The organism is Treponema putidum, from assembly GCF_024401155.1.
Classification (GTDB): domain Bacteria; phylum Spirochaetota; class Spirochaetia; order Treponematales; family Treponemataceae; genus Treponema_B; species Treponema_B putidum.
On record NZ_CP038804.1, the window covers coordinates 1173428 to 1185685 of the forward strand.

The 12258-nt window shown below is 36.3% G+C and carries 11 protein-coding genes; 6 read left to right on the forward strand and 5 right to left on the reverse strand.

All coding sequences use genetic code 11. From position 1 onward, the window contains the following. Window positions 1–6: 6 nt before the first annotated feature. A complete protein-coding gene (locus tag E4N74_RS05580) occupies window positions 7–2418 on the reverse strand; it encodes a chemotaxis protein CheA (protein WP_255806484.1) in 2412 nt (803 codons plus the stop codon). Window positions 2419–2549: 131 nt separating this feature from the next. Here E4N74_RS05580 and E4N74_RS05585 point away from each other — a divergent pair, with 131 nt between their 5' ends. From E4N74_RS05585 to gap, 3 genes are all read left to right on the forward strand, one after another. Continuing rightward, window positions 2550–3707, forward strand: coding sequence for a hypothetical protein (locus E4N74_RS05585; RefSeq protein ID WP_255819236.1), 1158 nt, complete (start codon window positions 2550–2552; stop codon window positions 3705–3707). Next, window positions 3707–4558: a hypothetical protein gene (locus tag E4N74_RS05590; protein WP_255819237.1), complete on the forward strand. Its 852-nt coding sequence runs from the start codon at window positions 3707–3709 to the stop codon at window positions 4556–4558. The genes E4N74_RS05585 and E4N74_RS05590 overlap by 1 nt, the downstream gene beginning before the upstream one ends. 121 nt (window positions 4559–4679) lie before the next feature. Continuing rightward, window positions 4680–5729, forward strand: a complete 1050-nt coding sequence (gap, locus tag E4N74_RS05595) for a type I glyceraldehyde-3-phosphate dehydrogenase (protein ID WP_044979420.1) — start codon at window positions 4680–4682, stop codon at window positions 5727–5729. Window positions 5730–5839: 110 nt separating this feature from the next. Here gap and E4N74_RS05600 read toward each other — a convergent pair whose 3' ends face one another. The 4 genes from E4N74_RS05600 to E4N74_RS05615 all read right to left on the reverse strand — a co-directional run bounded on the left by E4N74_RS05600 (window position 5840) and on the right by E4N74_RS05615 (window position 10035). Continuing rightward, window positions 5840–6583 carry a YebC/PmpR family DNA-binding transcriptional regulator gene (locus E4N74_RS05600; RefSeq protein ID WP_255819238.1) on the reverse strand — a complete coding sequence of 248 codons (744 nt, stop codon included), beginning with the start codon at window positions 6581–6583 and terminating at the stop codon, window positions 5840–5842. 123 nt (window positions 6584–6706) lie between these two features. Continuing rightward, window positions 6707–6931 (reverse strand): hypothetical protein, encoded by a 225-nt coding sequence (locus tag E4N74_RS05605; RefSeq protein WP_255806490.1) that lies wholly within the window; start codon window positions 6929–6931, stop codon window positions 6707–6709. Window positions 6932–7040: 109 nt separating this feature from the next. Next, window positions 7041–8798 (reverse strand): aminopeptidase P family protein, encoded by a 1758-nt coding sequence (locus E4N74_RS05610; protein ID WP_255806492.1) that lies wholly within the window; start codon window positions 8796–8798, stop codon window positions 7041–7043. A 100-nt stretch (window positions 8799–8898) separates the two neighbouring features. Then, window positions 8899–10035, reverse strand: coding sequence for a hypothetical protein (locus tag E4N74_RS05615; protein WP_255819239.1), 1137 nt, complete (start codon window positions 10033–10035; stop codon window positions 8899–8901). A 126-nt stretch (window positions 10036–10161) separates the two neighbouring features. On the opposite strand from E4N74_RS05615, the gene E4N74_RS05620 reads away from it, so the two are divergent. The 3 genes from E4N74_RS05620 (at window position 10162) to E4N74_RS05630 (ending at window position 12256) form a co-directional block, all read left to right on the forward strand. Beyond that, complete coding sequence (locus E4N74_RS05620; protein ID WP_044979424.1) at window positions 10162–10581, forward strand: hypothetical protein; 420 nt, start codon at window positions 10162–10164, stop codon at window positions 10579–10581. A 61-nt stretch (window positions 10582–10642) separates the two neighbouring features. Next, the gene (locus E4N74_RS05625) at window positions 10643–11644 is read left to right on the forward strand and encodes a DHH family phosphoesterase (RefSeq protein ID WP_044979425.1); all 1002 of its coding nucleotides are present in this window, start codon (window positions 10643–10645) and stop codon (window positions 11642–11644) included. 69 nt (window positions 11645–11713) lie between these two features. Continuing rightward, on the forward strand, window positions 11714–12256 hold the full coding sequence (locus E4N74_RS05630; RefSeq protein ID WP_255806499.1) for a hypothetical protein: 543 nt from the start codon (window positions 11714–11716) through the stop codon (window positions 12254–12256). Window positions 12257–12258: the final 2 nt, after the last annotated feature.

Consider the following 12258-nt stretch of genomic DNA (forward strand, 5'->3'; position numbering starts at 1 on the left):
CTCAACCTACCAAATTGAAGCCTCACGGCGCTCTCTGGCCTGCATTTCCTGCTTTAACCCGAGCTCCAGCAATTGGGCAACATCTATAATCAATGAAACAGAGCCGTCACCCAAAATTGAGGCACCGGCAATTCCCGGAGAATTAGTAAATTGATCTTTTAGCGGTTTTATTACAACCGACTCTTCACCGATCAAGCTGTCCACCATCAAGCCTACTTTTTTTTCTTCGGTTCCTACAACTACTATATAATTATATCCGTCATCATCGGTTTCAGCCGATGTAATACCGAATAAGCGGTTAAGCCTTAGAAGGCTGTATACCTCATCCCGGACATTAAAAACTTCATAATTATCTATTCGGTTAATTTCACCTGGCTTTACCCTGTGGCTTTCAATAACGGAAGTAATCGGAATTGAGTAAACTTCATCCCCTACCCTGATCAAAAGTCCCTGTATAATAGCCAGTGTCAACGGAAGTTTTATAATAAAACGGGTTCCTACATTAGGTTCCGATTCTACCATAACCGTTCCGTTTAGTTTTTCTATATGAGTCTTAACTACATCAAGCCCTACGCCTCGGCCGGATACACTGGAAATTGTTTTACTTGTAGAAAAACCGGGTGCAAAGACAAGCTGAAAAGCTTCAACATCCGTAAGACTTTTATTCGGGTGTAAAATTCCTCTTTCAACAGCTTTTTGCTTTACGGCTTCGACATCAATTCCGTGTCCATCATCGGAAACCTCGATAACTATCATATTGCCTTCATTGCTTGCTTTAAGCAGAAGGATACCTTGTTCCGGCTTACCAAGGTTTTTTCTAACATCAGGAGATTCTATACCATGATCTAGAGAATTTCTTACACAGTGCATGATAGGATCGAGTAAGTCTTCAACAACCGACTTATCAAGTTCCGTATCTTCACCTTCAATTACAAGTTGAACATTTTTATTCAGATCCCTTGATAAGTCTCTAACTACACGCGGAAAGCGGCTGAAAATCTGACTTATCGGAACCATTCGTATCTTCATGACCCCTTCTTGAAGCTCGCCTGAAATGCGGCCGAGGTTTTGAGATGAGGATTTAAACTTTGTAACAGAGGCCTTCATTAAAGAGTCAAAATCGCCGAACACATCTAAAAGGCTTGAATATTCGTTTAAAATATCTTGTTTTATGGAATTTATATCATAACCTTGCTGAATCTTTTCAAGATATTCAGGCATCTTATCCAATAATTTTCTTGTTTTGTCTTTATAAATAGTACTGGAATTTTGAAACTTATCATAGAGCTCCGCAAATTCAATAGTACTTTGATTTAAAGACGCCTTTGTTATAACGGTTTCACTGACCAAATTCAAAAGATAATCTATTCTGGTTGCATCTACACGTAAAATAGAACCTGAGGAGTGGCCGCTTCCCTGCGAACTTGCCTGAGGCTGTTTTTTCTCGGGCTTTTCGGCAGATTTAGCAACGGATTCTTTATGTTCTTCTGCTGCTTGTTCTTCAGGTTTTTCAGGTATTTTCGATTCGGAAGCTTTTGGTGATGATGCCTGCACCGGTGCAGGCTGAGGCTGTTCTTTTACTTGCATTTCTTCCTTAAGTTGAAGCTTTTCCGCACTTACAGAAAGAGTAACGTCCCCTATAAAAGCCGCCTTTTCCAATATGTTTTTGTCTGAAGACGAAGATAAAAAATAAATTACCGTTTCATGAAATTCATCTTCATATAAGGCATCAAAATCCGGAACAGTCTTTAGGACACTTCCATAATCCTTTAAAGCTGCAAAAACTTGAATGCCTCCTACGGAATTCATTAAATTAGACTCATCAAATTTTACTATAACGGCGTATAGCTCCTCTCCCTTTTTGACGGTTTCTGCCAGCTCAAGAATCTCATACTCGGAAAAATAATCGCTAATCTTCAAACTTGAAACAGGGTCATTCTGTTTCAAAGACACAGCCGGCTGAGACGATGCAGGCATCTGCTTTTTAGGCGCAGAAGTCTTTGACGCTTTTTTATCAGCTTTTTGAGGAATATAGGAACGAAGTTGGTTTACAATACCGGATACATCATCCGAATAAACCGAACCAGATGCCCTGGCGTCAAGCATAAGTTTTATTATATCTATAGACTTTAATAGAAGGTCAACAGTTTCCTCTGATACCTTAACAGCGCCGCTTCTAATCTCATCGAGCAGGTCTTCCATAGCATGCGTAAACTGAGACAATTCAGTCATTTCCACAGTAGCAGAGCCGCCTTTTAAGGTATGAGCAGCCCTGAATATCTCATCTATCGCATTTCTATCCTCAGGATTTTGCTCTATAACCAAAACATTACTTTCCAGTACTTCAACTTGCTGTTCAGCTTCACTGAAGAAGTCTTTTAAGAGTTCTTCGTTATTTATGTCAAGATAATCACTCATATAATACATTCTATACTATTTACAATATTAGTCAAGAAGAAAATCGCTTTTTTTTACTTTATTTTATTTATAAGAGCTTTTTTTTTAACTTAGCTAGATTTTTTTTAATTTTTATTGTAAAATATACGGGTATGAGTATAAAAAATAAAAAAATAAAATTTTTATTGACCATATTTTTAATAAATGGGCATCTTATTTTTGCACAAAATTTTTCGGTTCCTTATTTTGAAAATACGAATATTTTATATGGGCTTAATGATTCTCCTTATGTAACAGGCAATTCTTTATTGACATGTAAACTGAGGATTGAACCGTCTCACATACTCTATTTTGATATGGACATTGATGCAAATATCGATAAACTTTTCAGCTTCTTTTCTTCGGTTGAAGATCCTAAATTAAATGGAAATTTCCGCTTTAAGGGGGCTTCTATTAATTTTCCTCAAATAAAAAATAAGCCCATTTCTTTAGGTATTTTTACCGGCATTTACGATACATTGGGTTCGGATTCCATTTTGCAGGAACATCTTAAAATTAAGATGCCAGATCCCGAATTTAGAAAATACTATCCTGTATCTGCTTTCCGTCCGCAGAATTTTGTTAAAGGAACGGGTGCCGGTGTTTACGGAACTTTTTCTTCAGGGTTTTATATGGGAGCATACATATCTTGGAATGAAAAATTAAAAGATGATTTAAAAATAAACTCGGATTTTAGAATGGGGGGAGCATTCGGTTTATTTGCTTTTGATTTTTTTGCAGGAGCTGCATTCCCGATGAATGTTTCTAAAACAAAACTAAGAACGGGAATTGCGGCTCTTTTTCAGGCAGATGATGATTATGATTTTTTTACGGAAGCCGGCGTAGCGGAGATAAAGCTTGAAAAAATGGATATAAAAGATTTTACTTCAAACTTTTATGCATCTTTTGAAGCAAGAATAAAAAAAGACTTTTTTAACTCAGCTATAGCATGTTTTGTTTCTCCTATTTTTTTACTGCCTCAAAGTATTCAGCATGCATCATTAAAAGATTCTTTTTTTACGGGTCTAAGCACAAATATAAGTTTTGGAAATATTGAAATATACAATATGCAGGGCGGGCTGTTTATTATGGGCTCTTTAAATCCATTAAAACCCACATTAATCACCCCTTTTTCTCTTTTAATAAGTCCTTTCTATACTGTAAAAATTAAAAATTTAGAATTGGATTTTCGTTTTCCTATAAATCCTTTAAGTTATAATGAAACTGCAAAAATAATTTCAGGACAAATATCAATAAAGGCGGTGTACTAATGAATTTGTTTAAACATATGTTAAGCATTGTAATTTTTTTTACATGCATAAGCAGTGTGTTTTCCCTTGATATTGAAACGTCAATAAGCTCAGGGAATACACATTTTAATTCTTCCGGCAGTGCGGGAACAATGCCCGATTTCGGTTTTAAGTTGATTTTAAATGAAAATCTGGGTAAAAATGTAAACGGAACACTATCTATTCAAAGAGATTTAGGTATCGGCAACTCAATTTGGGGAAGAATTGCCTATACAACCGATATGATAAATATATCGATAGGCCCAACTTTGAGCGTATTTAATGCAGGATTTGACAATAAAAATGTAAGCACGATCTTTCAGCCGGGTTTGGGAACCTCCCTATCTTTTAAATTACCTATAGGATTCTTTACATCATTGGATACGAATTTTTCGATTCCCGTAAACACGGCGACAACCAAAAATGTATACTTGCAAGACGGATTGTTCGACATAGGTTGGAGATTTCCAAACATAATTGCATCCATAAAAATCTCTCAAAAAAATAAAAGCATTGTTGAGGCTGCGCAAGAAACCCATATTTCAATAACTGATTTAGGTTTCTATACATTATCATACTCAAAACCTTCCCGAATAAAAATTCCTGTAAATATAATTTGTAGAATAAATCATTTTCAAAAAACAGGCTCACTAAATGAAAAAATAGCTAATATTATATTGGAAACGGGCATAAGTCATGCCATATCAGGTGATATTGAGTGGTTTTCAAATTTCGGTGCTTCGGTATTTTCTTTTTCTTTAACGCAAAAAGGAAGCCCTATTAAAAAGTTTTTTTTCAGTGCGGAAGCAGGTGTAAGATTTATTATACAATAGGATATCTTAAAAACTAAAACTTTGAGAGTATAGCTTTAACTTGTAAAAATCACTTTAAACAAAGTTGACATAGAACCTAATATGGGTTAATATAGAAAAAATAAAAAATAAGGAGTTTTTTATGAAAATAGCTATCAACGGATTCGGAAGAATCGGAAGGCTTGTTTTTCAAGCTTTGGTAAATCAAAATTTGCTTGGAAAGGACAAATTCGATGTTGTTGCAGTTGTCGATCTTTCAACGGATGCAAAATATTTTGCTTATCAATTAAAATATGACTCGGTACAAGGCAAAATGGATGCAAAAATAAGCACTGAAGGAGATGATGTCCTTGTCGTAAACGGTCATAAAATTAAGTGTATATCGGGAAAGGGCTTAACTCCTGCACAATTACCGTGGAAGGAACTCGGAATCGAGGTAGTAATCGAAAGCACAGGCATTTATACAAACGAAAAAGCCTATGAACACCTTGAAGCCGGAGCAAAAAAGGTTATTATCTCCGCTCCCGGGAAAAGCAAGGATCCTTCAAAACCCATTAAAACATTTGTTATGGGTGTCAATGAAAACGAGTATAAGGCATCAGAGCATCATGTAGTTTCAAATGCAAGCTGTACGACAAACTGCTTAGCTCCCGTAGTTCATGTTCTTTTAAAAGAAGGCTTCGGCATTGAAACAGGTCTTATGACAACTATTCACGCCTACACGGCAACTCAAAAAACAGTAGACGGTGTTTCTCTCAAAGACTGGAGAGGCGGACGGGCAGCAGCAGTAAACATTATTCCCTCAACGACAGGGGCTGCAAAGGCTGTAGGAGAAGTTCTTCCGACTACAAAGGGAAAACTGACAGGTATGTCCTTTAGAGTTCCTACTCCTACAGGTTCCGTTGTGGACTTAACAATCCGCACCGAAAAAGATACTTCCATTGAGGAAATTGATAAGGCTATCAAGAAAGCCTCAGAAAGCTATCTAAAGGGTGTTTTGGCATACTGTGATGAAGAAGTCGTTTCTACCGATATTATTCACGATCCTCATTCTTCAATCTATGACAGCAAGGCAACTTTACAAAACAACCTGCCGGGTGAAAAGAGATTTTTTAAACTTGTTTCATGGTATGATAATGAGTGGGGTTATTCCAACAGAGTAATAGATTTACTTAAATTTATAACAAAGTAAAATTCGATTTAAGTAAAATAAAAAAGCCCTTGCAGTTTTTGCTTAAACTAGAGCTTAAGATGCAAGGGCTTTTCTTTTAGACAAGAGGCTGTCCAAAATATTTTCAAACATTATTCCGGCATTTCAAAACCTTCAGGGATTTCTATATTTGAGGAAACGGTCTGAACATCATCGTCTTCTTCCAACCTATCGATCATTTTTAAGGCTTTTTGAGTTGTGTCGGCATCCAAAGCTACATAGGTATCCGGAACCATTGAAACGGAAGCAGAGACCGATTCAAAACCTTTTTCCTGTAATGCTTCCAAAACCGAAGCAAACTCGTTAGGATCGGTTGTTACGGTAATAACACCGTCTTCAGTTGCAATGTCTTCAGCTCCCGCCTCAAGAGCGGCTTCCATAATTGCTTCTTCACTTACCGCCTCTGCATCATACTCTATAACACCTTTTCGGTTAAACATATAAGCTACGGAACCTGTTGCTCCAAGGTTGCCGCCACTCTTTGTAAAAATATTTCGAACACTGGCGGCCGTCCTATTTTTATTGTCCGTTAAAACTTCAACCAAAACGGCAACACCTCCCGGTGCATAACCTTCATACAAAAGCTCTTCATAGTTTACTGCTCCAAGCTCCCCTGTACCCTTTTTAATTGCTCTTTCTATGTTGTCTTTAGGCATGTTTGCAGCACGAGCTTTTAAAACAGCTGTTCTAAGTCTAGGGTTTGTAGCGGGATCCCCGCCTCCCATTTTTGCAGCAATTGAAATTTCTTTGATAAATTTAGTAAACAGCTGACCTCTTTTAGCATCAGCTGCACCTTTGGCATGTTTAATTGTCGCCCATTTACTATGTCCTGACATGAAAACTCCTTAATTTCTTTTTAAAAAAAATAGGGCTTAATATTACACAAAAAAACAAAATATGTCAATGGAGGCATAAAAAAAGTCCGACATGAAATACATATCGGACTTTAAACGCAAAGCTTAGGGGCGCCTTGCAGCAATACCCTTTTCAATCAAGGCAATGAACTCATGTTCATACCAGTCTTGAGAATAAGGGAAATGCTTACGGACTACAGGTCTCAGCTTAAGCTCAATAGCATCTTTACAAGCTTCGCAGACATCATATTCGCGGATATGCCAGTAAGTTCTTCCTGTAATAGGGTTTACCAGCTCTTTTCTACAAATATCACAGTTTAATGTCTTCATAATAATACTCCTTACTTTGTTTATATCAATATATAACATTCTAACTCATTTTTCATACTTTGTCGAGTAAAAAAAATGATTTTTTTTATTTTAAAGCATTTTCTATCGCTTAAATTGCCTTTGTTCTTTCTTTTAAGAAAGTTTTATGCTCTTCATCCAAATAAGGCATAAGCCTTTCACATACTTCTTTGTGATACTCATTAAGCCATTTAATATCATCATCTGAAAGAATTCCGGGTACAATCGGTCTCGTATCAATGGGACAAAGAGTTATTGTTTTAAATTGATAGAATTCTCCGTCTGCGGTTGTTTTAAAATTGGTAGTAACTACCAGACTTTCAATTCGGATTCCATGGCTTCCGGCAACATAAAGGCCGGGTTCATTGGATGTTACCATACCAAGCTTAATTGGAACATCAATATATTTGCCTGAAATAGATTGGGGCCCCTCATGAACCGAAAGAACATAGCCTACACCGTGACCCGTACCATGTTTGTAGTCCCTTCCATAAGCCCAAAGATGCTCTCTGGGAATGGTATCTATGGCATGACCTGTAGTTCCGGCCTTAAACTTAGCTCTGGCAAGAGAAATATGAGCCTTTAAAACAAGGGTATAGTCCATTTTCTCTTGTTCTGAAAGTTCGCCAAGTTTAATGGTACGCGTAATATCCGTTGTGCCGTTTAAATACTGGCCGCCGCTGTCCAAAAGCAAAAAACTTTTAGCTTCAAGTTTTGCAGAACCGGAAGATGAAGGAGAATAATGGATTATAGCCCCGTTAGGACCATAACCTGCAATAGTTTCAAAACTCTCCTCAAAAAAGTCTTTACCTTCGGCTCTGAATTTTAAAAGCTGCTCACTGACATCCCATTCCGTAATACCCTTTCCGGCATTTTCTTCCACCCATTTTAGGATTTTTACCATTGCAGCTCCGTCTTTTTCCATAGCATAATCGAAATTTTTAAGCTCAACTTCATTTTTTATTGCTTTAAGAGTTGAAGTTAAATTTAAGCCCTTTTCAATTTTTGCTTTTATTTGGCTATATAGATAAACATTAGTTCTTGAAGGGTCTAGGTAAACGGTTCCTTTAAGATTTTTTGCCTCTGCAAATACATCTTCATATCCTGTTACCGTAATCCCCTGTGAAGCAAAATATTTTTTCACATCATCCGTTAATTGCTTCTCTGAAATAAAAATAATTGCTCTTGTTTTATCTACCAGAGCATAAGCGGTAACTACGGGATTACATCTTATATCCCTTCCACGGACATTAAAAAGGTAACAGACATCCTCCAGTGCCCCGATAACAGTAGAATCGGCATTTTTTTCGGCAAGCATGGAGCGGACTTCTTCAATCTTTTCCTTGGCTGATTTTCCGGTATATTTTTCATCGAGTATAAAGGCTTTACTTAAAACAGCCTGAGGGCGGTCTTCCCATATTTCGCCTATTAAGTCGATATCGGTAACAAGCTCTATACCGGCAAGGTCCTTTTGCATAGAATCAAAGTTGGAAACAGATACAACCTTACCGTCCATTCCGAGTTTTTCACCTGATTTTAAGTTAGACTTTAAAAACTCGTTTATTGTAGGAACACCAGGTTCAAGCATTTTGTAAAGCTCAACAACCGAACCTTTAAGCTGTTTTTCAGCCTGAAGAAAATAACGGCCGTCAGTCCATAAAATAGCCTTATCCTTGGTAACAAGGACGGTTCCTGCCGACCCTGTAAAACCTGAAATGAACTCCCGTGTTTTATAGTTTTCAGGTAAATATTCACTCTGATGGGGGTCAGAAGACGGAATTAAATAAGCACTTAAAGAATGCTCTTTCATCTTTTGCCTTAAAGCGGCAATTCTATCATTTACAGTCATATAAACCATCCTAAAAATTTATTCTATATTGAGTATAATACTATTTACACTTTATGTAAACCACTTACGGTTAGAAATGGCAAACAATATCAGCAACATTTTATCGATTTAAATGATATTGGTAAATTCTATAAACTATATCCCTCACAGCTCCGGTTTTTTCAATATCGGTAATCATAGGAATATTGTACTCCCAAATAGTGGAACCTTCGCCTTCCAGATAACCTTTTTTTATAGCCGCTTGGTAAAGACGGGAATAAATAGCTGCCGAAACACCTTTATTGTGATATTGAGGATCAACAAAGAGAACAAAGGTTCTAAGACGCTTCATCTTACGTTTATAATAAAGGAATTTAAAGATGCCTAATGGAAAAAGTTTTCCTTTAAGGTGCTTTAATACATCATTATAATCCGGAAGGGTAATATTAAAGCCGATGGGTTTACCTTCAGTACTCCTTGCTATAAAAATTAATTCTTCATCTGCAAATGAAATAAGCTGTTTTACAACCATATCTATTTCTTTGCGGGTCATAGGCATAAAATCCTCCCACTCTTCAGGCTCGGAATTAAGGAGGATTGAATGAATATCACCGGCATCCCGCTCAACGTTCTTTTTTAAATCGATATTATCTACATGAAAGCCGTATCTTTTTTCTACTAAGGGAGCCAAACGGACATAGCGGCTTGCATCTACATCATTAAAACGGGCATGATAGGCATAGCAATCCCAATATTTTTCAAAACCGAACTTTATAAAAAAATCGTTATAATATTTTTTATTATAAGTATTCATTATGTATGTACGGTTTTTAAAATTATCGGTTATAAACCCGCGGTTATCTTCCCCTCCCGGAAGAGAAATGGGCCCCTTAATTCTATTCATCCCTTTTTCAAAAAACCATTCCTTTGCTGCATTAAGCATTTTTTCGGCAACGGAATAGTCTTCAATGCACTCAAATTGAGATATGTAACCGACTTTCATTTTTTTATACTCATTCAATTTTTCATCAATACCGTACAAAATACGCCCGACGGTTTTGCCTTCAATTTGAGCAATCAGTTTTACGTGAGGGCCTACATCGCATAAAGAATTGTCGGCTCCGGACACGTACTTTTTATACTCACTTATAATTGGCGGTACCCATGAACTATCATCCTTATAAAGATCAAAAGGTAAAAGAGCAAATTCATTTAAAAGTTTTGAACGATTAACTTCAAGTAATACAATTTTATCCATTTTTTATTCCTAGATGGGACAAAATAGCATTTTTTGTAAGCCTTTGTCAATATTGTAAGATTTTTAAGCGTTTTATGCTTGCAAAATTCATAACTTATGTGTATAATGGGGTAACTGGAGGAACATATGAAGAAATCTATACTGAGCTTAGTCTTTCTTGTTTTAATTTTTTCCCTTTTTATGATTGTTCCGGCTTTTTCACAAAAGGTTGATGAAGCGGATGTTTACTATGTGAATGTACAAATTTTAAGAATATTTACACATTCAGACGGTTTTTATGTTATTTACCGCAGAGCCGGCCTAAAACATGCGGAAGTTTTTATTCCAAAATCTTGGCTTGAACCTAAGGACGGACGGGCAAGAATGGAATTGGTAAATACCAGAGTCAATCCATACTTATCTTTTTATATAAAAGACGGTAAATTTGATCACATAAAAATAGCCGCTCCAAGAGATTTAGGTAACCCTGTCTGGGGTACATTAAAAGCTCCCAATGAATATGACAGTAAATTCGAAGGCATAGAAACTCTTGAATTAAAATTTTAAATTTAAAAAATACCCTCCTCTAAGGAATAATTTGTCTTTAGAGGAATTTTAAGAGGAATACATGCATCAGAAAAACAACTCAAGAATCGGCAAACCTTTAATTCCGAAAGGTTTGCTTGAATTTTTAAATAACTATGACAATTTTATTATCGCAGGTCATAAAGAACCGGATGGAGACTGTATTGGAAGCTGTCTTGCAATGTCTTTATTTTTAAAAAGAAAAGATAAACATTGTATTTTAATGTCTGCAGGGCCTTTTAAGCGTACCGAAATAAAGGATTATGAACATCTTTTTACGGACAAGTTGGAAATATCCGATAAGATAAACCCTAAAACAACAGGGCTAATAATCCTTGATTGTTCAAGTTTTGACCGTGTAGGTGAAATTGCCGAACTGATTAGCGGTTTTAATTACATTATAATTGACCATCACGCTACCAATACTGAAAAGTCCGATGCGTTTCTTATAATGCCGGAAGCCCCTTCTACCACCTATCTGATTCAGTCAATAATTGAAGAAATAGGAGAAAAACTTACAAAAAAAGAAGCTGATGCTCTATTTTTCGGCCTTTGTACGGATACGGGCTTTTTTAGGCATCTGGATGAAAGAAGTGCAGAAGTTTTTGCCCATGCTTCCCGTCTGATTGAAGCCGGAGCCAATCCTAAACAAACCTTTATGCAAATGAATGGAGGAAAAAAATTTGAATCCCGCCTTCTTATATCCAGAATTCTAAGCAGAATGAAGACCTATTACAACGGAAAACTTGTTATTTCGTATGAAACTTATGACGACTTACTGGAATTCGGACTTGAAGGCAGGGATTCTGATATATTATATCAACTGATTCAAACAATTGAAGGAGTTGAAGCTATATGTATCGTACGCCAAGAATCTCCAAGCCACTGTTCAGTAGGTTTTAGGTCATTGGATAAAGTTGATGTAAGTAAGGTAGCCTCGTCATTTGGCGGCGGGGGACATAAACAAGCATCCGGCCTATATATTGAAGGAAAATTCGATGAATTAATTCCCAAATTTGTTGAAGCTTTTAAAAGTCAAATGTAAAACTGCTGCATTGTCTTTTTTAAGACAATGTGATAGAATATCCCGATAATAAATCATAGGAGAAAAGTTTTGAATAATGAAGAAATTTTATACCCGCTTTTAGAAAAAGGTGATATAAAGCACACAATAGAACTAGCCTCTGCAGAAAACAAAAAGCCGTTTGAAATAGTAAGTGAAGGAATGAATATCGTTACGGCATCCATCTTAGCCGATATACCTTCAGTATATAAAATGGATTTAATACGAAAGGTAGGAGCTCTTTTTTCTACACAAGAATATTGCGAGCTCCTTAACCAAAAAATGTTTACTCTTAAACCGGAAGAAAGAGATAAACTAAAAGATCAAGGGATCCTTATAAATAGGGACACAACACTGCCCTATTGTCAGTGGTTTAACATATTTGAAATAGCCTTTCCGTGGCTTCCTCTATCCGTTTTTGAAGATTTTGCAATTTATCTTAGGGATGAAAAGAAGCTAATTCTTGATAAAGAAACAATCGAAATAGTAAGAGAGAATTTTTCAATATCTAAACGGTATTCCGAAAGAGAACTTTCCCGCCTTTTTGATTCAAATATATTAAAAGACCCTGCAGATATAGATGATGAAGAATAAAA